This is a genomic window from Kitasatospora sp. NPDC022785, from assembly GCF_055561295.1.
In genome coordinates this window covers 233,255-259,206 of sequence record NZ_JBVHHB010000007.1, presented here as the reverse complement: position 1 = coordinate 259,206, position 25,952 = coordinate 233,255, and the positions used below count along the sequence as shown (strand labels likewise).

Annotated in this window: 26 protein-coding genes and 1 pseudogene; 13 read left to right on the top strand and 14 right to left on the bottom strand. The window is 70.2% G+C overall.

The annotated features are described in order from the left end of the window. The first annotated feature begins 51 nt into the window (after nucleotides 1-51). Complete coding sequence (locus ACZ3YO_RS14615) at nucleotides 52-435, top strand: winged helix-turn-helix transcriptional regulator (RefSeq protein ID WP_465569218.1); 384 nt, start codon at nucleotides 52-54, stop codon at nucleotides 433-435. Between the two features lie 19 nt (nucleotides 436-454). Here the strand turns inward: ACZ3YO_RS14615 and ACZ3YO_RS14610 are convergent, their stop codons facing one another. Next, entirely contained in the window at nucleotides 455-877 is a 423-nt protein-coding gene (locus ACZ3YO_RS14610; RefSeq protein ID WP_405360819.1) for a DUF350 domain-containing protein, read from the bottom strand. A gap of 152 nt (nucleotides 878-1,029) precedes the next feature. Between ACZ3YO_RS14610 and ACZ3YO_RS14605 the strand changes: the two genes are divergently transcribed. The 7 genes and pseudogenes from ACZ3YO_RS14605 (at nucleotide 1,030) to ACZ3YO_RS14575 (ending at nucleotide 6,725) form a co-directional block, all read left to right on the top strand. Next, nucleotides 1,030-1,155 (top strand): hypothetical protein, encoded by a 126-nt coding sequence (locus tag ACZ3YO_RS14605; protein WP_465569215.1) that lies wholly within the window; start codon nucleotides 1,030-1,032, stop codon nucleotides 1,153-1,155. A gap of 31 nt (nucleotides 1,156-1,186) precedes the next feature. Then, a pseudogene (locus ACZ3YO_RS14600) lies at nucleotides 1,187-1,399 on the top strand (glutathionylspermidine synthase family protein); the annotation flags it as partial. Nucleotides 1,400-1,517: 118 nt separating this feature from the next. Continuing rightward, the gene (locus ACZ3YO_RS14595; RefSeq protein WP_465569213.1) at nucleotides 1,518-3,434 is read left to right on the top strand and encodes a serine/threonine-protein kinase; all 1,917 of its coding nucleotides are present in this window, start codon (nucleotides 1,518-1,520) and stop codon (nucleotides 3,432-3,434) included. Nucleotides 3,435-3,531: 97 nt separating this feature from the next. After that, nucleotides 3,532-4,065, top strand: coding sequence for a GNAT family N-acetyltransferase (locus tag ACZ3YO_RS14590; RefSeq protein ID WP_465569211.1), 534 nt, complete (start codon nucleotides 3,532-3,534; stop codon nucleotides 4,063-4,065). Nucleotides 4,066-4,079: 14 nt separating this feature from the next. After that, entirely contained in the window at nucleotides 4,080-4,220 is a 141-nt protein-coding gene (locus ACZ3YO_RS14585; RefSeq protein WP_400665173.1) for a thioredoxin domain-containing protein, read from the top strand. 21 nt (nucleotides 4,221-4,241) lie between these two features. After that, on the top strand, nucleotides 4,242-5,777 hold the full coding sequence (locus ACZ3YO_RS14580; protein ID WP_465569210.1) for a recombinase family protein: 1,536 nt from the start codon (nucleotides 4,242-4,244) through the stop codon (nucleotides 5,775-5,777). 603 nt (nucleotides 5,778-6,380) lie between these two features. Then, the gene (locus ACZ3YO_RS14575) at nucleotides 6,381-6,725 is read left to right on the top strand and encodes a recombinase family protein (protein WP_465569208.1); all 345 of its coding nucleotides are present in this window, start codon (nucleotides 6,381-6,383) and stop codon (nucleotides 6,723-6,725) included. Between the two features lie 524 nt (nucleotides 6,726-7,249). Here the strand turns inward: ACZ3YO_RS14575 and ACZ3YO_RS14570 are convergent. Together ACZ3YO_RS14570 and ACZ3YO_RS14565 are read right to left on the bottom strand one after the other, a co-directional pair. After that, nucleotides 7,250-7,444: a hypothetical protein gene (locus ACZ3YO_RS14570; RefSeq protein ID WP_465569206.1), complete on the bottom strand. Its 195-nt coding sequence runs from the start codon at nucleotides 7,442-7,444 to the stop codon at nucleotides 7,250-7,252. Nucleotides 7,445-7,448: 4 nt separating this feature from the next. Then, entirely contained in the window at nucleotides 7,449-7,622 is a 174-nt protein-coding gene (locus tag ACZ3YO_RS14565; protein ID WP_465569204.1) for a hypothetical protein, read from the bottom strand. 139 nt (nucleotides 7,623-7,761) lie between these two features. Here ACZ3YO_RS14565 and ACZ3YO_RS14560 point away from each other — a divergent pair, with 139 nt between their 5' ends. Next, on the top strand, nucleotides 7,762-8,505 hold the full coding sequence (locus ACZ3YO_RS14560) for an XRE family transcriptional regulator (protein WP_465569202.1): 744 nt from the start codon (nucleotides 7,762-7,764) through the stop codon (nucleotides 8,503-8,505). 3 nt (nucleotides 8,506-8,508) lie between these two features. Next, a complete protein-coding gene (locus tag ACZ3YO_RS14555) occupies nucleotides 8,509-8,979 on the top strand; it encodes an NUDIX domain-containing protein (RefSeq protein WP_465569200.1) in 471 nt (156 codons plus the stop codon). Nucleotides 8,980-9,050: 71 nt separating this feature from the next. On the opposite strand, the gene ACZ3YO_RS14550 is transcribed toward ACZ3YO_RS14555, so the two are convergent. Together ACZ3YO_RS14550 and ACZ3YO_RS14545 are read right to left on the bottom strand one after the other, a co-directional pair. Further along, a complete protein-coding gene (locus ACZ3YO_RS14550; RefSeq protein WP_465569198.1) occupies nucleotides 9,051-10,235 on the bottom strand; it encodes an ImmA/IrrE family metallo-endopeptidase in 1,185 nt (394 codons plus the stop codon). Nucleotides 10,236-10,237: 2 nt separating this feature from the next. Then, nucleotides 10,238-11,044 (bottom strand): hypothetical protein, encoded by an 807-nt coding sequence (locus ACZ3YO_RS14545; RefSeq protein WP_465569196.1) that lies wholly within the window; start codon nucleotides 11,042-11,044, stop codon nucleotides 10,238-10,240. A gap of 181 nt (nucleotides 11,045-11,225) precedes the next feature. On the opposite strand from ACZ3YO_RS14545, the gene ACZ3YO_RS14540 reads away from it, so the two are divergent. Continuing rightward, nucleotides 11,226-13,040 (top strand): NHL domain-containing thioredoxin family protein, encoded by a 1,815-nt coding sequence (locus tag ACZ3YO_RS14540; protein WP_465569194.1) that lies wholly within the window; start codon nucleotides 11,226-11,228, stop codon nucleotides 13,038-13,040. A 62-nt stretch (nucleotides 13,041-13,102) separates the two neighbouring features. On the opposite strand, the gene ACZ3YO_RS14535 is transcribed toward ACZ3YO_RS14540, so the two are convergent. Next, nucleotides 13,103-14,416 (bottom strand): M18 family aminopeptidase, encoded by a 1,314-nt coding sequence (locus ACZ3YO_RS14535; RefSeq protein WP_396324733.1) that lies wholly within the window; start codon nucleotides 14,414-14,416, stop codon nucleotides 13,103-13,105. Nucleotides 14,417-14,774: 358 nt separating this feature from the next. Beyond that, nucleotides 14,775-16,604, bottom strand: coding sequence for an acyl-CoA dehydrogenase (locus ACZ3YO_RS14530; RefSeq protein ID WP_465569192.1), 1,830 nt, complete (start codon nucleotides 16,602-16,604; stop codon nucleotides 14,775-14,777). Nucleotides 16,605-16,819: 215 nt separating this feature from the next. On the opposite strand from ACZ3YO_RS14530, the gene ACZ3YO_RS14525 reads away from it, so the two are divergent. Beyond that, the gene (locus ACZ3YO_RS14525) at nucleotides 16,820-17,323 is read left to right on the top strand and encodes an SseB family protein (protein WP_374106062.1); all 504 of its coding nucleotides are present in this window, start codon (nucleotides 16,820-16,822) and stop codon (nucleotides 17,321-17,323) included. Between the two features lie 190 nt (nucleotides 17,324-17,513). After that, a complete protein-coding gene (locus tag ACZ3YO_RS14520; protein ID WP_465569190.1) occupies nucleotides 17,514-18,464 on the top strand; it encodes a pirin family protein in 951 nt (316 codons plus the stop codon). 137 nt (nucleotides 18,465-18,601) lie between these two features. On the opposite strand, the gene ACZ3YO_RS14515 is transcribed toward ACZ3YO_RS14520, so the two are convergent. From ACZ3YO_RS14515 to ACZ3YO_RS14485, 7 genes are all read right to left on the bottom strand, one after another. Next, the gene (locus tag ACZ3YO_RS14515) at nucleotides 18,602-21,193 is read right to left on the bottom strand and encodes a lantibiotic dehydratase (protein WP_465569188.1); all 2,592 of its coding nucleotides are present in this window, start codon (nucleotides 21,191-21,193) and stop codon (nucleotides 18,602-18,604) included. 67 nt (nucleotides 21,194-21,260) lie between these two features. Further along, entirely contained in the window at nucleotides 21,261-22,142 is an 882-nt protein-coding gene (locus ACZ3YO_RS14510; protein ID WP_465569186.1) for an ABC transporter permease, read from the bottom strand. Further along, entirely contained in the window at nucleotides 22,139-22,990 is an 852-nt protein-coding gene (locus tag ACZ3YO_RS14505) for an ABC transporter ATP-binding protein (protein WP_465546708.1), read from the bottom strand. The genes ACZ3YO_RS14510 and ACZ3YO_RS14505 overlap by 4 nt, the downstream gene beginning before the upstream one ends. A 123-nt stretch (nucleotides 22,991-23,113) precedes the next feature. Further along, nucleotides 23,114-24,178 (bottom strand): LLM class flavin-dependent oxidoreductase, encoded by a 1,065-nt coding sequence (locus tag ACZ3YO_RS14500; RefSeq protein ID WP_396324742.1) that lies wholly within the window; start codon nucleotides 24,176-24,178, stop codon nucleotides 23,114-23,116. Nucleotides 24,179-24,183: 5 nt separating this feature from the next. After that, the gene (locus tag ACZ3YO_RS14495; RefSeq protein ID WP_465569183.1) at nucleotides 24,184-25,269 is read right to left on the bottom strand and encodes a hypothetical protein; all 1,086 of its coding nucleotides are present in this window, start codon (nucleotides 25,267-25,269) and stop codon (nucleotides 24,184-24,186) included. 49 nt (nucleotides 25,270-25,318) lie between these two features. Next, a complete protein-coding gene (locus ACZ3YO_RS14490) occupies nucleotides 25,319-25,498 on the bottom strand; it encodes a thiazolylpeptide-type bacteriocin (protein WP_148643629.1) in 180 nt (59 codons plus the stop codon). A gap of 175 nt (nucleotides 25,499-25,673) precedes the next feature. Continuing rightward, nucleotides 25,674-25,847: a thiazolylpeptide-type bacteriocin gene (locus ACZ3YO_RS14485; RefSeq protein ID WP_465569181.1), complete on the bottom strand. Its 174-nt coding sequence runs from the start codon at nucleotides 25,845-25,847 to the stop codon at nucleotides 25,674-25,676. Nucleotides 25,848-25,952: the final 105 nt, after the last annotated feature.

The window sequence follows — 25,952 nt, the reverse complement described above, 5'->3', positions numbered from 1 at the left end:
GTGGTTACCCTGAGGTGAGCGAGCAGGTCGGGCCGGGGTGAGGGGTGGGGCATGGCGACGGTGCCGAGGCCGGGCGCGTACGTCTGCGGGATCGACGCCGCGATGGACGTGATCGGCGGCAAGTGGAAGGTGCTGATCCTCTGGGCGCTGGACGAGCGCCCGGGCTGCCGGTTCGGCGAGCTGCGCCGCCTGGTGCCGGGCATCACCGAGAAGGTGCTCGCCGCCCACCTCCGCGAGCTGGAGGCGGACGGCATCGTGCACCGCGAGGCGTACGACGAGGTGCCGCCGCGGGTGGAGTACGCGCTGACGCCGGTCGGCGCGCGGCTGAACGCGGCGCTGGCACCGCTGGGCGCCTGGGGCCGCGAGCACGTCCTCGGCGGGGTGGCACACCCCGCCCGGCCAGACGGCCCCGCCCGACCGAGCGGCCCCGCCTGAGCGGGAGGGCGGGACGGGCTCAGGCGATCGACGCCGCCACGATCGCCGCCACCGCGAGGTTGCAGCTGGCCGAGACCCACACCGCCGGGTGTGGCTCGGGATCGACCAGGATCGCGCCGAGCTTGCCCGGCGTCAGCACGTCCACCACCCAGAACGCGACGGCCATCAGCACCAGGCCGAGCAGGCCGAAGCAGGCCGTGGAGACCAGGCCCTTCCCGAAGTCCTCGTACGTGTAGAGGATCGCCGTGAAGACGATGCCGCCGATGCCGAGCAGCGCCGAGCTGAGCAGCACGGCGGCGTTGCGGTTGCGCTCGACCCAGATCTGGTGGCCGAGCCTTCCCGGCGTCAGCACGTCCACCAGGCAGACGCCGAGGAGCAGCAGCACCACGCCGACGCCGCCGAAGGCGGCAGCCGCACCGAGGCCGTGCAGGATGTCGTTCACAGGTCTGTCCCCCGCGTCCACTCACTGGGCCGGCCCGTCCGGCCGGGTCCCACGGTCAAGGATCGGCAAAACATATCCCATCGGGCCGCGGCACCCCCCGGGATCCGTGGCCCCTCCCGTACTCTCCGGCCCCACGCGTACCATCGGGCGCCATGACGCCGCCGACGCCCTCCTCCGCAGTCACCGGATCCGGTACCCCGGGACGGGACGCCCGACGCCGATCGGGCTTCGTCACCCTCGGCATGGTCGGCACCCTGGCGCTGGCCCTGTCCGGCTGAGACCCGGCTCGCCGACTGGGCCGGCGACCCGGACCGCTACGGCGCCGAGGGCCACTGCTACCAGCAGTACCACCCGCTGCCCGACTTCGACGGCAACCGCCCGGTGCTCGGCACCTGGGTGGTCGACGGCGAGGCGGCGGGCCTCGGCATCCGCGAGACGGACGACAGCCCGATCACCCACCAGGGCGCCCGCTTCCTGCCGCACGTCATCGTGGAGCCGAACCAGCCGACCCCGAATCACTGACTACGCTTCACTGACCGACAGCGTCCGAACTCATGGGTCCTCATCGGGCACTCAGGGCCGTCACCTGATTGGCATGCGCCGATTGCCCTGATTTTTCGAGCACCCTACGTTGTTGACCATGACAGGGGCCGAGGACGATACCGGACGGGTGGTCGCAGGGCGCTACACCCTGGTACGGCGGCTCGGCGCCGGGGGCATGGGCCGGGTCTGGCTCGCCCATGACGAGGTGTTGGCCTGCGATGTCGCGCTCAAGGAGATCGACGTCCCGCCGGGCCTGCCGGAGCAGGAGATGAGCGCCCGTATCGCCAGGGCCCGCGGTGAGGCGCGGCATGCTGCCAGGCTGCGGAACCACCCGCATGTCGCCACGGTGCACGACATCGTCGAGGAGAACGGTCTGCCGTGGATCGTCATGGAGTACGTGCCCGGCGCGACGGACCTGGAGGCCCTCGTGCGCGAGCACGGGCCGCTGCCGCCCGCGGAGGTCGCGCGCATCGGTCTGGCCGTCCTCGATGCCCTGACGGAGGGCCACCGGCTCGGCATCCTGCACCGGGACGTCAAGCCGGCCAACATCCTGCTGACGAGCCCCGCACCGCGGACGTCGCGCCCCGGGGAAAGCGGAGGGGTGCTGCTGGCCGACTACGGCATCGCGCTGGAGCCGGCCTCGGGAGAGCCACGGCTCACCTCGGCTTCCGGGATCGTGGGGACTCCCGGCTACCTGGCCCCGGAACGGGCGCGCGGCGGGGAGCCGAGCCCGGAGTCCGACCTGTTCTCCCTCGGCGCCACGCTGTACTTCGCGGTCGCGGGCAGAGGCCCCTTCGACGCGGACAGCGACGCCGCCTCCCTGACCGCGCTCCTGTTCGGGGAACCCGCGCTGCCGGCCTACATCACGGGGCCCCTGGTGCCTGTCATCAAGGGCCTGTTGGCCAAGGACCCGGCGGAGCGGATGACGGGTGACGAGGCGGCCGAGAAGCTCGCCGGGGCCTCCGCTGCGCCCGAGCCCGCCCCGCCGCCCGAACCCACCCCGACGATCGTGACCCCCACGGGCCCGCCTCCGCCACCGCCGCCACCTCCGACGGTCCAGCAGCGGCCTCCCCAGCCGGGCACAGCGGGCACACCGGGCACACCGGAGCCCAAACGCCGTCGTAAGATCCCGGCCGGCCGTACCGTGGCCGTCGTCGTGGCCGCGGCACTGGTCCTGGGCGGCGCTCTGTGGGCAGGGGCGACCCTGCTCGGCGGCTCGGGCACCTCCTCAGCCCCGGCTACCAGCCCGGGCGTATCCTCGCCCCCGGCTTCTGTCGGCCCGGTACCGCCCTACGGGGACGCCGTGGGTCTGCAGCAGGAACTGAAGCGGGGCGACTGCGTCACCGCCGTGTGGAACGGCGCGAAGTTCCAAGGGCTGCCCAAGCTCGGCGTCCTGGACTGCATCAAGGAGACCCCGGACGGTCAGGTGGTCGATATGGCCGACGTGAACTCCCTGGACGATGCGATGCAAAACGGCAATGCCATCTGCGATGCACGGCTGCGGGCGACCGTCCAGTCGCTGGCGGACGCACAGTCGTATGCCGTTCCGCCGAGCAAACAGGGCTGGGACAGCGGCGTGCGCGCCATGCCCTGCCTGGTCTTCGGCAAGTCCATCGGAATCGTGGGGCCAGTGGGCGCGTTCCGCCAGATCGGCCTGGAGCTCTACCTGGCCGACACGTCGGTCGGCGACTGCATCGACACGCAGAAGGAGCAGGACAACACCATTCCGATCACCCTCGCGGACTGCAACGTGCCACATCAAGAGCAGGTGCTGGGCTTCGTCCTGCCACCCGCCGGCGTGACCTACAAGTCGGTGAGCGAGACGGACGCGCCCAAACTCTGCACGCAGGAATACGGGGCCTACAGGAACGGCGGCCACGATCTCAAGGCCTGGACAACGAGCGACGAAAGCGAATGGAATCAAGGGTTCCGGTACGTGATGTGCACGCTGATCATGGCCGACGCCTCAAAGCTCCCCGGCGGCACGGTGAAGCCCGCGGCAGTGAGCCGCTGACGCGCGAAGGGCCAGGCTCGTGTGGACGTGCGCCCGCCATTCGACCCGATCCGTGACCCGGCGCGAAGCACTGCGCGCCCCGGCGTTGAATACCCCCATGGATCCCGACACCACCGACACCACCGCCGTCTCCACCGCCACCCTGCACACCGACCGCCTCGATCTCGTCCCGCTCGGCCCCGAACACGCCGAGGAAATGGCCGCCGTCCTCGCCGACCCGGCCCTGTACACCTTCATCGGCGGCGGACCGGACACCGCCGACGCGCTGCGCGCCGGCTACGCGCGGCTCGCCGCCGGCTCCCCCGACCCGGACGAGCTCTGGGGCAACTGGGCCCTGCGGCTGCGCGCCGACGGCTGCCTGGCCGGCTACGTCCAGGCCACCGTCGACCCCGACGCCACCGAGGTCGCCTGGGTCGTCGGCACCCCCTGGCAGGGCCGCGGCCTCGCCGCCGAGGCCGCCCGCGCCCTCCTCGGCCACCTCCGGGCGGCCGGCACCACCACCGTCCTCGCCCACATCCACCCCGCCCACCACGCCTCCGCAGCCGTCGCCCGCGCCCTCGGCCTCACCCCCACCGACGAGCACCAGGACGGCGAGACCCGCTGGCGGCTGGAATACCCTCCCGCCGGGTGAGGTTTGATTGCCTCATGGCATCTCGTGCACGTGTACGCGCCCCCGAGCTGGTCGGGGCAGGCGGTTGGCTGAACACCGGCGGCAAGGAGCTGGCGCTCGCCGACTTCCGCGGCAAGATCACCATCCTGGACTTCTGGAAGTCCTACACAATGTAGGGAACTCCAGAGGGGGCGTACGTGCACCACCACACCCTGTGTGACCTGTACCTTCGGCTGTCCTTGGACCGGGACGGCAAGACGGCGATCGAACGGCAGGAAGCCGACTGCCGTGCGTGGGCCGAGCGCAACGGGCTGACGGTCCGCAAGGTCCACATCGACCGGGGGCGCTCCGGCTTCAAGGACGTTGAGCGCAAGGGGTTCGACTCCGCCCTTGCCGCCGTCACGGCGGGCGTCGTCGGGACGCTGATCGTGTGGAAGCTGGACCGGCTGTCCCGCAAAGGCATCGGCCAGGTCGGCAAGGTCCTGGACGACATCGAGAAGGCGGGCGGGCGCCTGGTCTCTGTCGTGGACGGCCTCGACACCTCGAACGACTCGGCCCGCATGGTCGTCGCCATGCTCGCCGAACTCGCCCGCTCCGAGTCGAAGAACCTCGGGACTCGGGTTGCCCACGCCAAGCGCCACCTGCGCCGACAGGGGCAGTGGGTCGGCGGACAGCCGCCGTACGGGCTGCTGGTCGACCCCGCCACGAAGAAGCTGGTGCACGACCCCGAGACGGCCGTCTACGCCCGCCTCATCGCCGATGACGCGCTGGCCGGCAAGTCCCTCGTGCAAATCGCCCGGCTGCTCAACGAGTACGACATCCCCTCTGCCCGGGGCGGCCAGTGGAACGCCGCGAGCATCATGAACCTGGTCAAGTCGCCTGCCTTCGCCGGACTCATGCCCGAGACCGAAACCATCGAAGCCGAGGACGGCAGCCGGAAGTTCACCAGCCGTGTGTTCCCCTACCGAGACCCCGAAACGCTGGCCACGGTCAACATCGGCGAGGGGATCGTCACGGTCGGCGAGCGCGAGCGGATCATCCGGGAGCTCGAATCCCGGACCCGTGCCCACGCGGGCAAGCGGATGCCGAAGCCGAACGGCACGGCGCTGCTCACCAGTCTGGTGTTCTGCGACGTGCCAGGGTGCGGTCGCCGGATGCACAAGGTGGGCAACAGCTACCAGTGCATGGCCCGCCGGGCGGGCAACCAGTGCCCCGGCGCCAGTGCCATGGCCGACCGGGTGGACGCGTACGTGTCCGAGTGCTTCCTGTCGCTGCTCCCCGCTCTGGAGTTGGACGACCCGCTGCTGGTGACCATCGCTGACCGATGGGTGAAGCGAACTGACCCCGAGACCTTCGCCAAGCGAGACGCGGTAGCCGACGAGATCACCGACCAGGAAGCCCGGTTGGCCGACCTCGAAGAAGCACGCTACGTCCGTCGCGAGTTCGACCGCCCTGGTGCTCTCGACCGATACGAACGTCTCGCCACCCGGCTCCAGAGTCGCATCGACGGCCTGCGCGCCGACCTCGCCAACATCCCACTCCCCGCCGTCGACATCACTCCGATGCTGGACAGCGAATTGCTGTACCCGGCTTGGGAGGCTTCGACGCAGGATGAGAAGCGGGACCGCCTGTCCCTGGCCATAGACGGCGTGTTCATCAGCAAGGGCGAACGCGGGAAGCGCTTCATCCCGGAGCAGCGGGTCCGCATCAAGTGGGCCGAGATCAAGGAATAGTCTCCACCGCCACAGCGGGGCCGATGGTGGTTTGGTGTTTTGACGCCTCTTCTCAACTCACCATAGAGATTTCTAAGGGAAGCCAGGATCGACGTCCCAAACACCAAACCACCACTGGAAGGGCTTGCGCTCCAGACAGCCAGAGCCGCAGCGCATGGAGAGAAACAAACGCGGGAGTCGTCACGGTACGTCATGACTCCTTCGCTGTCGTCACTCCTCGTAGCGCCAGGGGGTGAAAGTGCCGAAACTTTGGGTCTCTCCAGGTTTCTTCTTACTCGTGTTAAGAGGTTTAGAAATAAGGGGTTAGTCGGGCACTTTGGCCACTCCAGGACCATGGGGGAGGGGGATGACCCCGACGACGCATCCCGCCGACCGCTTGGGTGCTGGTTCTCCCAAGCCGTACGAGTCTGGGGAAGGTGGCTGCCCCCAAGGCGCCCACACGATTCGCCCGCCACCTCAGCCTCCGTGACGTTAGGTCACCCCCGGAGGACGTCTCAAAAACGATGGTTTGTGAGACGGCCCGCCAACGGGGCGCAGCGACCCCGTTTCGGTGTTCAAAACGCGTCTCAAAACCCCCTCGGAACCCCTGTCGTTATCGACCTCGTGACCATGGTGGACGCACTGTCAGCGCGCGGGATCGGCTTCAAGGTCCTCACGGGCGCTCTGGCCAGCATCGACCCGAACACTCCGGACGGGCGGCTCATGCTTCAGGTCGTCGGCGCGATGGCCGAGTTCGAGCGTTCATTGATCAAGGACCGGACCCGCGCCGGACTGGAAGCGGCCAAGGCTCAGGGGCGGACCGGCGGGCGGCCGTCCGTGATCAGCGAGGACAAGCTGACCGTTGCCCGCGCCCGCCGGGCGAAGGGGGAGAGTGTGAGCAGCATCGCGAAGGCGCTTGGGGGCAGCCGGGCGACCCTGTACCGGCACCTGGAGGACGCCGGTTCGTAGCCGCCGCGTCCGCCGTGAGAGCCGTCTGCCCGCTGCGGGTAGGCGGCTCTTTGCCGTCCTGGGAGCCTCGGGCAGGGCGCTGTGAAAGTTCACGATCTGCGGCCGCTGGCGATCCCGGCCCCAGCTCGAAACACGCGTCCTGGGTATGTTGCCGATTTCCTGCCCCACGGTGATCAATTAGCCATCTATGCAAGAGACTTCAGATCAAGAGCTGTAGAGAAACGGGGTCGCGAAGGCACCTCTAACGGTCGCTAGCGGGGTGCTCAGTGCACTGAAGGCGAGTCCGCGAGGCACGTTAGCGCCACGGGTGGTTGGCTTCTCGCAGTCTGGTGAGCAGATCTGCCCGCCGGTCGCGCTCCTCGGGCGTCAACGGGGCGTCGCTGAACTCCTCCGGAGACAGGACCGGTAGGAGCACGGCGGGCCGCGATGGGGGCCGCGGGTGGGACCTCGTCCAGCCGAACGGGTCCACGGGCGCAGCATCCTCACAAGGGCCTTCCGTGGGGGCCTGCGGGGCTCCCTGGGCGTCATCCGTCATGGCGCACCGCCAGGCACTCCCCGTCGTCCACGTGCTGGGCACGCCACCTGGCGACCTTGCGCAGGATCGTGGGCATGTCCGGGTACTGCGCCTCCATGCCGTCGAAGAGGCCGCACCCGGGGCACTGGCCGGCGTCCGGGGCGGTCTCGGTCGTGATCGGCAGGATGCGTCCGACGATCGACATGCGGCTAACTCCCGTCACAGGGCACCGTCGTGTCCTGGTACTCGGGCAGCGCTCGGGTGACCGCCCAGGCCGACATCCCGGTGTCGTGGTCGCTGACACGGTTGAACGACGCCAACGTCCTGCGACGCACCGCCCTGCGTTCGGGGTACATCTGCGCACTCCGGTTCTTCGCCGTCATTGGTCTTCCTCCACCGAGTTGTCACCAAGATCTGACAGCGCCCGGGACGGTGAAACCTCATGCAAAGGACACTCCAGAACGTCCCTCGGGCGGTACAACGTCCCTACAAGAGTCCGGACTTTGCGGGGAGACACGCGAGATGCCGAACGAGAGACTGAAAGCCGTTATGGCGTCGGGTGGTTGGACGTGTGCCGCTCTGGCGGACAAGGCCGGCGTCGACACCAAGTCGGTTGAGCGCTGGGCCAATCAGAACCGGACGCCCCGGTTGGGGACGGCCCGCCTGGCCGCCGAAGCGCTGGGAGACGACATGTTCGTACTGTGGCCGAGTCTGCGGCAGCCACGTGCCGCGCGAGCGATAAGCCCCGAACTGGTGGCCCTGTACGAGCAGCGGGCCGATCTGCCAGTGTCCGTCATCGTGGACTTGCTGGAGAAGGCCACCGAGCGTATCGATGTGCTCGTCTACGCCGCTGTCTTCCTCCACGAGGCATACCCACGGCTCAACGATCTGCTCCGGGAGCGCGCCGCCGAGGGCAGTACGGTCCGGATCGCCATCGGCGACCCCGACAGCGAGAACGTGCGGCAGCGCGGGGAGGAGGAGAAGTTCGGCCACGGCATCGAGTCCCGGTGCAGGCTCGCCCTCCTGCACTACCGGCCGCTCATCGGCACGCCCGGCATCGAGATCCGCACCCACGGCACCACGCTCTACAACAGCCTCTACCGGGCCGATGACCAGTTGCTGGTGAACCCCCACGTATGGGGCGTGAACGCCTTCGGAGCGCCCGTCTGGCACCTTCGACGGACAGGTGCGGGAACGCTGTTCGACACCTACGCTTCGAGCTTCGATGCGGTGTGGAGCACCGCCCGACCGGTCGAGGAGAACTGATCCGTGGCACGGACCGAGTACTACGACGATCCCGACGCCCCCAAGCCCAACCGCCTGGTGGTCGCCGCCTCCGCCGTCGTGACGGACGAGACGGGGCGCATCCTGCTCCAGCGACGGGTCGACAACGGCCTGTACGCCCTGCCCGGCGGAACGATGGATCTCGGCGAGTCGCTACCGGGCACGGCTGTGCGGGAGGTCTTCGAGGAGACCGGCCTGGAAGTCGAGATCACCGGCCTGGTCGGCACATACACCGACCCACGCCACGTCATCGCCTACTCGGACGGCGAGGTGCGGCAGCAGTTCAATGTCTGCTTCACCGCCCGGGTGACAGGCGGCACGCTGCGCATCTCCGACGAGTCCACCGATCTCCGCTTCGTCCTCCCCAAGGAGATCGCCGACCTACCGATGCACCACACCCAGCAGCTACGGCTCCGCCACTTCCTAGAGCAGAGACCTTCCCCCTATCTCGGCTAGACCGGCGGCCCGAACCCCAGCACGCGCTGACAGAAATCAATTCTTCGAAAATATTGGTCGCACAACATATATCACCTAGCCTCTCCCCGGGACAGAATGGAGAACACTCCGCTCGGAAGCGAGTCAATCTCCGGAGCACCTGCGAACGCACCACTCAATGAAGCCTGGGGCGTTCGCGATACAATCGTCTCAAATAGGGAGACTGGCACTCGGGCCTCATAGGCCAATCCATCCAGAACTGCGCCGTCCTCCTCTAGCAGCCCCACAGCCTGGGCCAGTAGAGACGGCTGCTCAACCGCCGGCATTACGCCCGGCTCCTGTCTGCGCCAGCCTTTCGCAGACAAGAAGGAGATGGCGTTCCTATATGTCACCTCTCCCATTACCCCCAGCCGACGAGCACGATAAAGGAGTGCTTGAAGACTGACCCCCCAGGTTTGCTTGATCTGAGCAAGCCGGGCCCAATCCGCCGACGACGGCAGCAGGTCTTTCATCACATCGGCAGGCATCAGAAGCTCGGCAGCAAAATTGTGCGCCTGATCCTCAACCTTACGGCCACCAGGCTCCGAGTCCGCATGCATCACTAGGTGGCCGATTTCATGCGCTACATCAAATCGCTGCCTAAAGTAGTCTCGCTTCGTCGGGTTCAGCACAATGACGGGACGAACCCTGCTGTCAAATGAATAGGCATCCACCGAAGAGGTCTGCGGCGGACTGAAAACGATGAGAATTCCATGATTCTCTGCAATGCGGACTAGATGACCAACGGGACCCTCCGAAAGATTCCAGAGCTTCCGGAGTTCGCGAGCGGCTCTTTCCGGTGATTCCTCCAGCTCCGATTCAACATCAACCGGCACGCTGGGAAGGTCTACCTCGGGAAATTCAATGTGCCGCTCAAGCGAGGCAGCCGCGTCAATGGTGGCCAAGCCGTAGGCCGTGGCTTGATCGCGGGAGATCTGCGTCGTCGATCTAAGCGATCGAAAATGGGGAGCGCGGTCAGAGAAATCAATCTCTCCAGGGCCCGACAAGAAGAATGCCGGGTCTACACCCAATGAGAGACACAGCTGAGCCACTGTTGCCGCCGCCGGCCGCTTACTTCCATTCTCGTATGAAGCTACGGCCGTCGGCGTTTTGCCGATCATTGCGGCGAGAGCGTTCTTACGGAGGCCCGCCAATTGACGGGCCAGCCGAAGACGCCTGCCGTCAAACAGGCGCGCTACATCACCGACCTGAGGTGCCGGACGGTGAACGGTGTGCATGTCTATCCAATCGTGTCTCGGGTATGCGCTTCCATCGGCTGAACACGCCGACGAACAGGCGCATCGGGAACAACATGAGGAGTGGGCGCCAGGGGTGCCGGCTGTGTCGTGACGGGAGCATAGCCACCGAAGCCAGGGGCATTCTTCAGCAGGTCATGCTTCCACCACCAGGCCGCTCCCCCGCCCTTGTTCATTCGCGGACGGCCGATGAAGAACTCACGAACGCGAAACTCCGGGTGGACGCTGTGCGCAACCACGAGCGTTCTGGCCATCACAGCCTCCACATCCAGCTCCAGAACCTCCGGCTGGAGCGAGATGTCCTCGAACATCTCGATCTCCTCGAAGGGCAGCATTGGAACGTCGGGACTCCGCTGGGCGGCAACCTTGCGCTTGGTCGGGCTCTTCTGCTGCCAATGGATCTTGTCCACAGTCCCATGCGGATACGAAGTCAGCAGCCATCGCCACTCGCCCGACTGCCAACCCGGAGATCCGTTCAGGTCGGAGACCGATGCCACCCCAGCAGAGATCCTGGGCATCGAAAGGTAGCTGTCGCCCAGCCCACCCGCCACGACGTCCATACCCGCGTCGGCCTCACCCGCGCCGACAACGTAGGGGCCACACGAGAAGACTCGGTGGAGGCGGTCCTTCAGGAGCTTGTGAGCCGTGTAGCCGATCCACCCCTGGTCGTAGCCCGTCGCGGGGTCATAGTCCTCCAGCAGCCGGCTGTACGCGGACTCGCCGGCCCAACGAATCGCGTCGAGGGCACCAGAGCCCTCAAGATCGCCAATGGCGTCCTCTTCCTCGCTCATGAGTCAGAGCATACTCCAATCCAGTAACTCGCGCGTGAAACTGAACCACGTGTCGCCCATGCCGCCGCCCGATGAACCAGGGGCCTAATCGAACATCTATCGAACACTACAGCGGTGGACTGACACACGACCACTGCCCGGACGTGAAATGCAGCAGCACCCTCTGCGGTTAGATGTGGACATGGCTTCTCGTGCACGTGTACGCGCCCCCGAGCTGGTCGGGGCAGGCGGATGGCTCAACACAGGCGGCAAGGAACTCAAGCTTGCCGACCTGCGAGGTAAGTGTGTCGTACTAGACTTCTGGACCTTCTGCTGTATCAACTGCCTGCACGTCCTGGACGAGCTGCGCGAGCTGGAGGAGAAGCACCGCGACACGGTGGTGATCGTCGGCGTGCACTCTCCGAAGTTCGTGCACGAGGCCGACCACCAGGCCGTGGTGGACGCCGTGGCGCGGTACGAGGTGCACCACCCGGTGCTGGACGACCCGGCGCTCGCGACGTGGAAGCAGTACGCGGTGCGGGCGTGGCCGACGCTGGTGGTGATCGACCCGGAGGGGTACGTGGTCGCCCAGCACGCCGGCGAGGGACACGCGCACGCCATCGCCCGGCTGGTCGAGGAGCTGGAGGCGGAGCACGCCGCCAAGGGCACGCTGCGCCGCGGCGACGGCCCGTACGTGGCGCCGGAGCCCACCGCGGGGGACCTCAGGTTCCCGGGGAAGGCCGTCCGGCTGCCGAACGGCCACTTCCTGGTCGCCGACTCCGGGCACCACTCGCTGGTCGAGCTGGCCGAGGACGGCGAGACGCTGGTCCGCAGGATCGGCGACGGCGTGCGCGGCCTGGTGGACGGCACCGAGCCCCGGTTCAGCGAGCCGCAGGGCCTGGCGCTGCTGCCGGAGGGGAGCGCCTACGACGTGATCGTCGCCGACACCGTCAACCACGCGCTGCGCGGCGTCCGGCTGGCCGACGGCAGCGTCACCACGCTGGCCGGCACCGGCCGGCAGTGGTGGCAGGGCTCCGCCACCGAGGGCCCGGCCCGCGAGGTGGACCTCTCCTCGCCCTGGGACGTCGCCTGGTTCGACGGCAAGGTGTGGATCGCGATGGCCGGCGTCCACCAGCTGTGGGCGTACGACCCGGCGGCCGGCACCGTCGGCGTCGCGGCGGGCACCACCAACGAGGGCCTGGTCGACGGACCGGCCGCCGAGGCCTGGTTCGCCCAGCCGTCCGGCCTGGCCGTCTCGGCGGACGGCGGGAAGCTCTGGGTCGCCGACTCGGAGACCTCGGCGCTGCGCTGGGTTTCACGTGAAACCAAGACGGTTCAATCCGCCGTCGGCACGGGCCTGTTCGACTTCGGCCACCGCGACGGCACGGCCGACCAGGCGCTGCTCCAGCACCCGCTCGGCGTCACCGTGCTGCCCGACGGCTCGGTGGCCGTCAGCGACACCTACAACCACGCGCTGCGCCGCTTCGACCCGGCGACCGGCGAGGTCACCACGCTGGCCACCGACCTTCGCGAGCCCTCGGGCGCGGTGCTGGTCGACGGCGACATCGTGGTGGTCGAGTCGGCCCGCCACCGGCTGACCAGGCTGCGGCTGCCCGAGGAGGCCGTCCGGGTCGAGTCGGTCGCGCACCGCACCCAGCGGGCCGCCACCGAGGTCGCGCCGGGCGCGTTCCGGCTGGACGTCGTCTTCTCGGCGCCGACCGGCCAGAAGCTGGACGAGCGCTACGGCCCGTCCACCCGGCTGCTGGTCAGCTCCACCCCGCCGGAGCTGCTGGTCTCCGGCGCGGGCGCGGACTCCGCGCTCTCCCGCGAGCTGGTGCTCTCCGACGAGGTGACCGAGGGCGTGCTGCACGTCTCGGCGATCGCCGCGTCCTGCGACGACGACCCGGAGATCGAGTTCCCGGCCTGCCACGTCCACCAGCAGGACTGGGGCGTCCCGGTGAAGCTGGCCGCGGACGGCGCACGCCGGCTGCCGCTGGTGCTGGCGGGCATGGAGTAGGCGACGCCCGGTATACGGCGAAGGGCCCGGCGCGTGCGCCGGGCCCTTCGTCATGCCGCTGGTCAGCCCTCCAGGAAGGCCTTGATCGCGCTCGCCAGCAGGTACGGGTCGTCCGCCCCGCACAGCTCGCGCGCCGAGTGCATGGAGAGCGCGGCGATGCCGCAGTCCACCGTCTGGATGCCGAGGCGGGCCGCGGTGATCGGGCCGATCGTCGTCCCGCAGGGCATGGCGTTGTTGGAGACGAAGGTCTGCCACGGCACGCCGGCCTTCTCGCAGGCCGCCGCGAACACCGCCCGGCCGACGCCGTCGGTGGCGTACCGGTTGTTGACGTTGACCTTGAGGATCGGCCCGCCGTTCGGCATCGGGTGGTGCCCGGGCTCGTGCCGCTCGCTGTAGTTCGGGTGGACGGCGTGGCCCATGTCGGAGGAGAGGCAGATGGTGCCGGCCAGTGCCCGGGCGCGGTCCTCGGGGCTGCCGCCGCGCGCGTAGACGGTGCGCTCCAGCACGTTGCCGAGCAGCGGGCTCTGCGCGCCGGTGTCCGACTCGCTGCCGGTCTCCTCGTGGTCGAAGGCGGCCAGCACCGGGATGTACGGCAGCTCGGCGCCGTCCGTGGCGGCCGCGGTGGCCACGGCGGCCAGCGCGGCGGCGGCGGCGTGCACCGAGAGCAGGTTGTCCAGCCGCGGGCCGGCCAGCAGCTCGCGGTCCCGGCCCAGGTAGGAGGCGGGCTGGACGTCGTGCGTCATGAGGTCCCAGCCGGCCACGTCGGCGGCCTCGACACCGGCCCGCTGCGCGACGTACGCGATCAGCGAGCCCTCGTCGACCGGGCCGAGCCCCCAGATCGGGGTGAGGTGGCGCTGCTTGTCGAGCTTCATGCCCTCGTTGACCTGGCGGTCCAGGTGGATCGCCAGCTGCGGCACGCGCAGCAGCGGCTCGTCCAGCTGCACCAGCCGCGAGCTGCCGTCGCGCAGCGCGAGCCGCCCGGAGAGGCCGAGGTCCCGGTCGAGCCAGGTGTTCAGCGGCACGCCGCCGTAGATCTCGACGGCGACCTGCCGCCAGCCCGCCGAGCCGGTGTCCGGCAGCGGCTTGACGCGCAGGTTCGGCGAGTCGGTGTGGGTGCCGACCACCCGGAACGGCGTCTGGGGCCCGGCGCCCTCCGGCACGTACCAGGCGATCAGCGCGCCGCCCCGGACCAGGTACCGGCCGCCGGCCACCGCGTCCCAGGAGTCCGTCTCGGAGACCTGCCGAAAGCCCGCCTTCTCCAGCCGCTCCGCGGCGCTGGCGACCGCGTGGTACGGCGACGGTGAGGTACCGAGAAAGGCGATCAGATCATCGGTGTGCGTCCGGTCGAAGAAGGCCTGGCGGGCGGCGGTCGACATGCTGCTCCTGAGTCGAGGGAGGGCCGAAGCCGGATGGGGGGTCGGCTTCGCACCTTGAGCATATGCCCGTACACGGACATGACACTCGGATCCTCCCAACGGATGCACAACGCAGACAGAACCGTGAACTGACGCCGCGGCGGGTGCCGCGACCCTGCGGTTGCGCCCGGTCGCGGACGGTCATGGCGGGCCGTCGGGAGGGGACCGGGCCGCGGGCGGCGGCCCCCTGACGGTCAAACACCGAAGGGCCCGGTCGGAACCGGGCCCTTCGGCGTGAGGGTTGGGTCAGGCGGTCAGAGAGGTGTCACGCGCAGCCGGGCCCACGTGGGGCGACGGCGGGCGACGGGTGGGGCGGAGGCTAGAACGCCTCCTCCGCCAGCTCCATGATCTCGTTGTCGATGCCCTCGGCGATCAGGCGCTGCGAGGCGACGGTCGGCAGGATGTTCTTGGCGAAGAAGCGGGCTGCCGCGACCTTGCCCTGGTAGAAGGGGACGTCCTTCTCGGAGGCGCCGGCCTCCAGCTTGGCCAGGGCCACCGCGGCCTGGCGCAGCAGCAGCCAGCCGACCACGACGTCGCCGGAGACCATCAGCAGGCGGGTGGTGTTGAGGCCCACCTTGTACATGTTCTTGACGTCCTGCTCGACCGAGGAGAGGTCGGCCAGCAGCTTGCCGACGATGGCCTCCAGGTCGCCGGCGGCCTTGGCGAGCAGCTCGCGCTCGGCGGCCAGGGCGTCGCCGCCCGCGGCCGAGCCGAGGAACTTCTGGATCTGCTCGGACAGCGCGGTGAGCGCCTGGCCGCCGTCCTTGACGATCTTGCGGAAGAAGAAGTCCTGGCCCTGGATCGCGGTGGTGCCCTCGTAGAGGGTGTCGATCTTGGCGTCCCGGATGTACTGCTCGATCGGGTACTCCTGCAGGTAGCCGGAGCCACCGAAGGTCTGCAGGGACTGGGCGAGCTGCTCGTAGGACTTCTCGGAGCCGTAGCCCTTGACGATCGGCAGCAGCAGGTCGTTCAGGCGCTCGGCGGCCTCGTCGGTCTCGCCGCGCAGGCGGGCGGCCAGCACGTCGTCCTGGGTGGAGGCGGTGAGCAGGACGAGGGCGCGCATGCCCTCGGCGTACGCCTTCTGGGTGAGCAGCGAGCGGCGCACGTCCGGGTGGTGCGTGATGGTGACGCGCGGGGCGGTCTTGTCCAGGAACTGCGAGATGTCCGCGCCCTGCACGCGCTCCTTGGCGTACTCCAGCGCGTTGAGGTAGCCGGTGGAGAGGGTGGCGATGGCCTTCGTGCCGACCATCATGCGGGCGAACTCGATGATCTTGAACATCTGGCGGATGCCGTCGACCTTCTCGCCCAGCAGCCAGCCCTTGGCCGGGTGCTTGGCGCCGAAGGTCATCTCGCAGGTGTTGGAGGCCTTGAGGCCCATCTTGTGCTCGACGTTGGTGGCGTAGACGCCGTTGCGCTCGCCGAGCTCGCCGGTCTCCCAGTCGAAGTCGTACTTCGGCACGATGTAGAGGCCGAGGCCCTTGGTGCCCGGCTTACCGCCCTCGGGGCGGGCCAGCACCATGTGGATGATGTTCTCGGACATGTCGTGCTCGCCCGAGGTGATGAAGCGCTTCACACCCTCGATGTGCCAGGAGCCGTCCTCCTGCTTGATCGCCTTGGTGCGGCCGGCGCCGACGTCCGAACCGGCGTCGGGCTCGGTCAGCACCATGGTGGAGCCCCAGAGGCGGTCGGTCATCCGCTTGGCGACCTCCAGCTGCTCCGGGGTGCCCTCGTCGGCGATGACACCGGCGAAGGCCGGGCCCGAGGAGTACATCCAGATGGCCGGGTTCGAGCCGAGGATCTGCTCGGCGAAGCCCCAGATCAGCGAGGACGGGGTGACCTGGCCGCCGATGGACTCCGGGATGCCCAGGCGCCACCACTCGGCGTCCATGAAGGCCTGGTAGCTCTTCTTGAACGAGGCCGGGATCGGGGCGGTGTTGGTCTCCGGGTCGAAGACCGGCGGGTTGCGGTCGGTGTCGGCGAAGGACTCGGCGAGGTCGTTCTCGGCGAGGCGAGCGATCTCGCTCAGGATGCTCTTCGCGGTCTCGACGTCCATGTCCGCGAACGGTCCGGTGCCGTACACCTGGTCGCGGCCGAACACCTCGAAGAGGTTGAACTCCACGTCCCGCAGGTTGGACTTGTAGTGACCCATGGCCGTTTTCTCCGGTTCGTCGCTTCCGGGAGACCGCCGCGTTCGGGCGCCCCGTACCCACCAGTAGGCATCATGATGCTACCCAGCGGTAACTTGTTTCAAGCCCCTGGAGGCGAATCCGCTATGAACGTGGTCACGTCCCACAAGCCGGGACGCCCACTCCTTGTCAGGATCGACGCCCGCACGAGCGGCCGCGCTCCCGATAGCCTGTCCGTGTGTACGGCTATGACCAGAACGCATACCCGGGCGATCCCTACCAGCAGCAGGCGGGACCGCAGCCGGGAATGAACGGCATGCCCGGCCCCGGCCCGTACGGCGAGCAGCCGCAGGCGTCGCAGCAGTCGCTCTACCCCGAGCCGTCGCCGCCCTCGCTGGCGGACGCCGTCCGGGCCTTCACCACCGGGTCGATGGCGGTGGAGGACTTCCAGGCCATCTTCATCACCTCCAAGGTGCACTGCCCGCGCGGCGACCGCCCCGGATTCCTGGCGCTGCACAACACGCCGACGCCGGTGATCCCGATGTTCAGCTCGCTGAAGGAGCTGCGCCGGTACGCCGGCAAGGACTCCAAGCACTTCACCGTCACCGGCGCCGAGGTCCTCGACCTGCTGCCGACCGGGTACGGCTTCGCCCTGGACATGGAGGGCGAGCACCGGATGGTGTTCGACGCGAAGGCGGTCGAGCAGATGGTCGACTTCACCATGCGCCGCATGTACGGCTAGCAGCCGCTCCGCGACCGCCCGCCCGCTTCGCGCACGGCCTACGACTGGCGGGCGCTTCGGGTCCGATCCATCCTGGAGGGGGCGCAGGGCCGAGTCGGCGCCATATGGTTCAAAATTCAACTTGCTTCTTGTTGAGAATTGAACTAACCTCGTGGACGTAGGCCAGAGGAACCCCCCGAAGGAGGCCGACATGCCCGCCGTGACCGTCGAAAACCCGCTCGTTCTGCCGCGTGTCGCGGCTCCGGCCGAAGGCGCCCGGCCGCGCCCGGTGCTGGCCGTCGCGACCGCCCCGGAAGGCTTCGAGGGCGAGGGCTTCCCGGTCCGCCGCGCCTTCGCCAAGATCAACCAGAAGTACCTGGACCCGTTCATCATGATGGACCAGATGGGCGAGGTGGACTACGCGGCCGGGGAGCCGAAGGGGACCCCGTGGCACCCGCACCGGGGCTTCGAAACGGTCACCTACATCATCGACGGCACCTTCGTGCACCAGGACTCGCACGGTGGCGGTGGCGTCATCACCGACGGCGACACCCAGTGGATGACGGCCGGTTCCGGCCTGCTGCACATCGAGACTCCGCCGGAGTCGCTGGTCATGTCCGGCGGTCTGTTCCACGGCCTGCAGCTGTGGGTGAACCTGCCCGCCGCGGACAAGATGATCGCGCCGAAGTACCAGGACATCCGGGGCGGCAACGTGAAGCTGCTCGCCTCGCAGGACGGCGGCGCGCTCGTCCGGCTGATCGCCGGTGACATCGCGGGCCACCTGGGCCCCGGCGCCACGCACACGCCCATCACCATGATCCACGTGTCCGTGAACCCCGGCGCCCAGGTCACCCTGCCCTGGCGGGCCGACTTCAACGGCCTGGCGTACGGCCTCGCCGGCAGCGGCACCGCCGGTGCGGAGCGGCGCCCGTTCCACATGGGGCAGGCGGTCGTCTTCGGCGAGGGCGACTCGCTCACCATCCGGGCGGACGACACCCAGGACACCCGCAGCGCCAACTTCGAGGTCGTCCTCCTCGGCGGTCAGCCGATCCGGGAGCCCGTCGCCCACTACGGCCCGTTCGTGATGAACAGCCACCGCGAGCTCCAGCAGGCGATGGAGGACTTCCAGGCCGGCCGCCTGGGGACCATCCCCACCTCCTGAGGTGGTGACCGGCACGGGCGGCCGGTGCGGCAGGTTCCTGCCCGCACCGGCCGCCCGTCCGTCGTCGGTCGCCGCCCACCGGACGGACGTCTGTCGCCGGTCGGGCCGGCCCTGGGCGGGCCCGACCGGTGGACGGGTCAGACGCCGACCAGGCCGGCGCGGGTCACGTCCCTGCGGAGGGCGCTGAAGCGGCCGCCGGAAGGGCGGTCGAACTCCACGATCCACTCGAAGGTGTTGGGGCTCTCCCCCAGCCTCGGCAGGGCCTCCTCCAGGTATCCACCGCCGCGGCGTTCCAGGAGCTTGGGCAGGACACGGGCCATCAGGGCGCTGGAGAAGTCGACGTACTGCGGCTTTCCGCGTCGGCGCTGGTCGATGAAGGAACGCCACTCCGAGGCGCTGCCGACGTAGTCGGACGGGTCCTGCTGGAAGAGCGAGGTCTTGACGAAGACCTCGTCGGAGACCCGGTGCCCGGCCCGCCAGTCGGTGAGGCGGAGCAGGTAGGAGACCTCCTCCTCGGCCGCCTCGGGCTGCGGAAGTTCCCCCTCGGCCAGGAACCAGCGGCGGCGGTGGAGCAGCACCCGGCCGGCCCGCAGCCGGGGCAGGCCGAGGACGCCGCCGCGGTCACGCTCGGCCAGCCGTTCGCGGGCCTTCTCCTGCAAGTCGAGCACCAGACGGCCGGAACCGACCAACCAGTAGGCGAGCCGCAGCGGGAAGGGGTACATCTCGCTGTACTGCGAGCCGAGCGGGAGCACCCGGACCGGCCTGCCGTCGCGGTCGAGCAGCTCCAGGCGGTCCGCCAAGGGGTCGTGGCGGAGCGTCAGGGTGGCCCACTCGCGTGGGGTGACGGTCTCGGGGAGCACCTGAGGGTGGAGGTTGATGTTGGTGCGGTACAGGCCGCGGTCCTCGAGCACCCGGGCGCCGTCGGCACCGTACAGGCCGAGCAGACGCTCGGCGAGCCGGTCGACGGCGGGGCCGCCGGTGCTGCTCGCTGCGTGCAGGAAACGGGAGTTCAGCGAGGCGTGGCCCGCGTAGGCGTCGTTGACGACGAGCAGGTCGCCTGCGGGCTGGATGAGCACCCCGTACGAGAGCGGAACGGCCCGGAAGCGGTCGGGCAGCCCGGCGGTGAGCTCGGCGAGGTAGCCGGCGTCCCAGATCACCTCGTCGCGGTGCCGGCCGGCGTGCACCTCCCGGGCCAGGGCCTCGACGGCGCGGCGGCGCAGGGCGTGGAGCTGCCCGAGGCTGCCGTCGTCGGAGCCGAGACCATCGGGGCCGGCGGTGCGCAGCAGGTCCTCACGCCGGTAGACCTCGTTCACCAGTTCCTCGGCGTGCTCGATCAGCCCCGCCGAGGCACCGGCGCCGAAGCGCTCGACGAAGGCGGCGGTGAGCATGGCCCGGACCTCGTGGAAGCGGTCGTAGGCGGACTGGAACTCCAGGACGTCGGCGAGGTCGCCGAGGGCCGCGGTGTGACCGGCGGGGCTCGGGGCGGTGGGCGGGAAGACGAGGTCCTCGTTGACGTGCAGCCGGGCCGGACGTCCGCTGACCTCCAGGAGCCGCTCCTCCAGGTGCGGCAGCCGGCCGACCAGGGCGGGGCGCTGGCCGGCGGGTGCGGTCTCGATGCCTTCGACCACGTCGGCGAGTTCTTCGAGCAGCAGGCCCGCCGCCGGGTGGTCGTCCAACAGGCGGCGGCCGAGGGCGCGCAGGCCGGTGCGGTCCTGCTCGTCCGGGCCGGGCACGGCGGTGAGCATGCCGGCGGAGACGACCTTGGCGACGTAGTCGGCGCCGGCCTGCCGGCTGCCGCCGGTCCTGGCAGCGAGGTCCTCGGCCAGGTGGTCGACGTGGTACGGGCCCATCCCGGCCATGGCGAGCAGCAGCCGCAGGTGACGGGTGAGCGGGGCGGAGAGCATCCGCACCCGGTCGCCGTCCACGCGCGGGAAGTAGACCCGGTCGGCCTCGGCCCGCAGGGTCGGCGAGACGGTGACCCAGCCGGCCGGGCCGCCGACGACCGGCAGGCCGCCGAGCACGTGGTTGAGCACGGAGCGGTCGATCTCGGCGAAGGCCCGTGCCGTGGCGCCGTCGAACTCGACCTCGTCGAGCTGCGGGCCGTCCTCGTCCCAGTGGGCCAGGCCGACGGCGGTGAACTGGGAGAGCGGGCTCGTCCGCAGCAGCGCCCGGGTGACGTACTGGATCAGTCCGCGCTCGGACTTGCGCAGCTTGCGGTCGGTGGCGCCGCCGGCGGCGCCGTACCGGACGGCCGTGTCGTGCACGGTCGGGGCGAGCAGCGACACGGCCTTGCCGAAGGTGGGGCTGTCGAGCAGGCCGGCCAGGTTGCGCCGTTCCAGCTCGATGGCCTCGCTGTAGCGTTCGCGGATCCGGCCGGCGACGGCGGTGTGCTCCCGGTGGAGTGCGAGCCAGGCGCTGGTCGCCTCCGGGAGTCCGTCCGCCGCCGCCGCGCCCGGGTCGCGGCCGTTGAAGATCGCCCGGCGCAGCGCGACCACCCCGCGCCGGCGCTCCGGGTCCTCGACGGTGCCGGCGAGGGCGTAGAGCTCGTCGCAGGCCAGGGGCTGCCAGGAGTCCCGCTGCTGCTTGATCAGCGCGAGGTGGGCGAGCGACCTGCGCAGGTCCTCGGTGGAGAGCCGGTGGGCGGGCAGCGGGTTGACCCGGAGCTGGACGGTGTCGGCGATGCCGCCGTCCACGCGGGGCGGATCGGCGGGGTGGTCGGGGTGGTTCATGGCCATCCTCTCTGGGGGGACCAGTGGTGGGGCCGGTACGCCGGGCGCGGCCCGGAGGCCGCCGCCGCTAGAAGCGGCGGGCGTTGCGGCGGAAGGTGACCCAGCACAGGGCCAGGCCGCCGATCAGCCAGGCTGTGAGGACCAGCGCGATCCGCCCGTGCTCCCAGGCCCCGGCCGGTTCGGCGGCGGCGAAGGACTCGGGCAGGAAGGCGGAGCGGATTCCCTGGGTCATCCACTTGAGCGGGAAGAGCGAGGCGACGATCTGGACCGGCTTGGGCAGAGCGGTGATCACCCAGAACACTCCGGAGATGAACTGCAGGCCGATGTAGGGGAAGTTGACCAGCGCGGGGGCGTTGCGGGCGGACCGGGCCAGGGAGCCGATGGTGATGCCGATCAGCGCGGTGGAGACGGTGCCGAGCAGGAAGACCCACAGGAAGGTGAACCAGTGCGCGGCGTCCTTCGGCAGCTGGAAGCCGAACAGGGCGACGCCCAGGGCCAGGATGACGCCGACCTGGACGAGGGCCTGGGCCAGGATCAGCACGACCTTGCCGATGAAGTACGACACCAGCGGGAACGGCGTACCGGCGAGCCGGCGCAGGGTGCCCTCGTGGCGGTCCACCGCGATGCCGATGCCCATGGTGCCGAGGGCGGAGGACATGATGGTCGAGCCGATCATGCCCGCCACGGTGACCTCGCGCATCTTGATGCCGGTCCCGGGCACGACCTGGTCGAAGAGGCTGCCGAAGATGACCAGCAGCATGATCGGCATCAGGATGCTGAAGACCATGGCCTCGCGGTTGCGGATCAGCAGCCGCACCTCGAACAGGCCGCGGGCCAGACCCAGGCGGATCGGGGACGGGAGCGGCGGGGGCCCGGCGGCCGCGGCCGCCGTCGCGCGAGGGGCGGCGGGGGCAGGGGCGGCGGGGGCGGCGGGGGCGGCGATGGTCATCGGGCTTCTCCGATCATGGCGAGGTAGGTCTCCTCGAGGCTCGGGCGGTGCACCTGCAGGTCGGGTACGGCGCCGGCGAACTCCCGCGACAGCTCCTCGATCAGCTGCGCGGGGTTGGTGGTCTCGCGGCGCTCGCGGCCGTTCGGTCCCTTCCAGGTGACGACGGTGCCGGCCTCGGCACGGCCGCCGAACCGTTCCGGGGTGTCGACCTCCACCAGCCGGCCGTCGGCCAGCACGCCGATGCGGTCGGCGAGCTGCTCGGCCTCGTCCAGGTAGTGGGTGGTCAGCAGGATCGTGGTGCCGTCGGCGGCGAGGTCGCGGATCAGCTGCCAGAACTGACGGCGTGCCTCCGGGTCGAAGCCGGTGGTCGGCTCGTCCAGGAAGAGCAGTTCGGGACGGCCGACGATGCCCAGGGCGACGTCCATCCGGCGGCGCTGGCCGCCGGAGAGGTCGCGCAGGGCCGCGTCCTTCTTCTCGGTGAGGCCGACGACCGCCAGCACCTCGTCGACGTCGCGGGGGTCCGGGTAGTACGACGCGAACTGGGCGAGCATCTCCCGCACCCGGGCGTCCGGCTGGTCCTGCGCGGTCTGCAGGACGACGCCGATCCGGGACCGCCAGCGGCGGTCGGCGCGGGCCGGGTCCTGCCCCAGCACCAGCACCTCGCCGCCGGAGCGGGGGCGCAGGCCCTCCAGGACCTCGACGGTGGTGGTCTTCCCGGCGCCGTTCGGGCCGAGCAGGGCGAACACCTCGCCGCGCGGGATCTCCAGGTCGACGCCGTCGACGGCCCGGTGGGAGCCGTAGCTGACCTGAAGGCCCCTCAGCACGATCGCGGGTGCGTCGTGGCTCATCTCATCTCCTCGTGTTCCCGCTCCGGGCGACCGGGCGGTGTGGTGCGGCGGTGCTGTCCGCCGGTGGGCGGCCGATCAGGCCGGGGGTGGCGGCCGCTCGGGCCGCCGCCGGGGTGGGGCCGGTCAGGCCGCCGGGAACTTGGGCCGGACGTCCTCCAGGAACAGCTGCAGGCTGCGCTCCGCGACGTCGCCGGGCATCGCACCGAAGTCGGCCTGGAGCAGGATGTGGTCGGCCTGCACGACGTCCTGGAACGCGGCGAGCTTCTCCGCGACGGTCGCCGCGGAACCGACGACCGCGCCGCCCTCGGTGCGCAGCCGCTCCGGCGTGATCATCCCGACGTACTTCCCGACCTGGTCGTAGCCGGGGTACGCCTTGGAGGTGGCGCTGTTCCAGGACGAGGTGGCCCCGCCCCAGACCCGCAGGTACTCGGCGAGCAGCGGGTCGCCGAGGCGCTGCGCCTCCGCGTCGGTCTCGGCGGTGAACACCGGCAGGCTGGCGGCCACCCGGGGCTGCTGCCCGCTCTCGCCGTGGGTGCGCTCGAACGCGTCGCGGTAGAGCGCGACCTGCTCGCGGACGGCCTCCAGCGGTGTCAGCGACGGGGTGATCAGCAGCCCGAGGCCGAGCTCGCCGATCCGGGTGAAGCTCTCCGCCGAACGCACCGCGGCGGCCCAGACGGGCGGGTGCGGGGTCTGGGTGGGCCGGGGCAGGATGGTGGCGTCCCGGTAGGAGAAGAACGGGGTGTCCTCGGTGACGTTCTCCTCGGTCCACAGGCGGAGCACGGCCTTGATGGTCGCCTCGAAGCGCTCCCGGCTGCTGTCCATGTCGACGCCGAAGGTCTCGAACTCGTACGGCAGGTAGGCGCGGGCGAAGCCGATGTCGAGCCGGCCGTGGCTGATCGCGTCCACCATCGCGGCGTACGAGGCCAGCTTGACCGGGTGGTGGAAGGCCGGCAGGACGCAGCCGGTCATCAGCCGGATGTTGGTGGTCTGCGCGGCGACGGCGGCCAGGAAGCCGAGGGGGCTGGGACAGTAACCGCCGTACGGGTGCAGGTAGTGCTCCGTCATCTTGACGTGGCTCATCCCGGCCTCGTCGGCGATCCGGGCCAACGCGAGGACGTCGTCGAAGTAGGCGGTCGGCGACTTGGTGTCCGGGCCGGCGTCGGGGAGCAGCGAGATTCCGAAGTCCATGGTTTTCACTCCGTGGTCGTGGTGGCGGTGGTCGGGGCGGGCGCGGCGCGGCGGATGCGCTCCTCCCAGGTCTCGCCCAGGGCCAGGTCGGTGGCCTCGGCGAGGGCGAAGCAGAGGTAGTAGCGGTGCAGCGGGGTGACGTCCAGCAGCGGCAGCAGCTCGTAGAAGAAGTTGAGGAGGCTGCGGTAGGAGGCGAAGGAGTCGTCGGGGTCGGTGGTGATCCCGTACTGCTCGGTCAGCGCGTGGAAGCGGGTCGGCGGCCGGGTGCTGCCGTCGGGGGCGGCGGGCGCGAAGCCGTCCAGGTAGGTGTTGCCGAGCCGGCCGGAGCGGACCAGCGAGTCCAGGTAGCCCCAGCCGTAGCGGAAGGCGGCGTGCCAGCCGGCGGTCTCCGGGCCCGGCCCGTCGGCGAGGTGGCGGCGCACCAGGGCGGTTAGGCGGTCGGCGTCCCGCTCGAAGCGGCGCCGGAAGTCGGGGCGGTGGTCCTGCCCGGCGAGCGGCGAGGCGAGGAAGGCCTCGGCGTGCGAGCGGAAGGACATGGTGCCGAAGGGCAGCCGGCCGGGGTGGGTGCCGGCCAGGGTCGCCATCACGTCGGCGAGGTGGGCGAGCAGCGCGTCCTCGTCGCGGTGCTCACGCAGGGCGGCGAGCAGCGGGTCGAGCAGGGCGGCCTGGACGGCGGTGCGGGCCTCGCGCAGGTCGGGCAGCCAGTCGGCGCCGGCCTCGTCGGAGGCGATCAGCACGGTGCCGGGGGAACGGAGCGGCGGCGCGGAGCGGCCGGTCTGTTCCCACTGCTCCATCCGGCGGGCCTGGCTGAGGTAGTCCGCCTCGGTGGGGCCGTCGAGCGCGGTGCCGGCCAGGGCGGAGTCGGCCCGGGCGGACCATCCGGAGACGTCCAGCGGGCGGCCGTTCTCGGGCCGCACGACGACCTCGTAGTGGGGCCCGCCACGCCAGCCGCGGCGCAGGTGGACGGCGCGCAGCCGGTGGTCGCGGCGCAGTCCGGTGGCGAGCGGGCCCAGGACGTCGGCGACGTAGGCACGGGGTTGCTCGGGGCGGCCGTGGATCCGGATCACCAGCGGGTCGGTGGCGGTGGTCATGCGGATCTCCTTGGCGGGCGTCGGGTTCGGCACGGCGGATGGTCCGGTGTCAGCAGCAGCAGGTGGCGGAGGAGGACGAGGAGCAGCAGAACCAGCCACCCCAGTTGGAGGCGCCCATCTCGGGCAGGGCGATCGCGTCGCCCAGTTCCAGCACGGACAGCTCCTCGATCTCCAGCTCGGTGGGATCGGCCGGCGATTCGGTACGTCCGGCCCGGTGGTGCTCGGTCATGGCTCCTCGCGAAGGTTCGGCGACTGGGGGTGTGGGGGTGGGGTCCGAGGCGGCTCGGGGCTGCTCGGGGTGGTGCGGGGCCCCGCGGGTGCCCGGTGGTCCGGAACACCCGCGGGACAGTGCCTGGCGCGCCGCTCCGCGGTCGCGGCCGCGCGCCGGTGTGCGTGCCGCTCGGTCAGCAGCAGCAGGTGGAGGAGGAGGACGAGCAGCAGGCGAAGCCGCCGCTGGAGGCGCCCATCTCCGGCAGGGCGGCGGCGTCGCCGACCTCCAGCACCGACAGCTCCTCGACGTCGACCGCGGGGGCCTGCGCCTGCTCGTCGGCCTGCGGGGTGTTCACGGACTCACTCATGATGGAACTCCGTTTCTCGGCGAGCTTGTTGACGCTGGATCAGCAGCAGCAGGTGGACGAGGAGGAGGAGCAGCACATGGTGCCGCCGCTGGAGGCACCCATCTC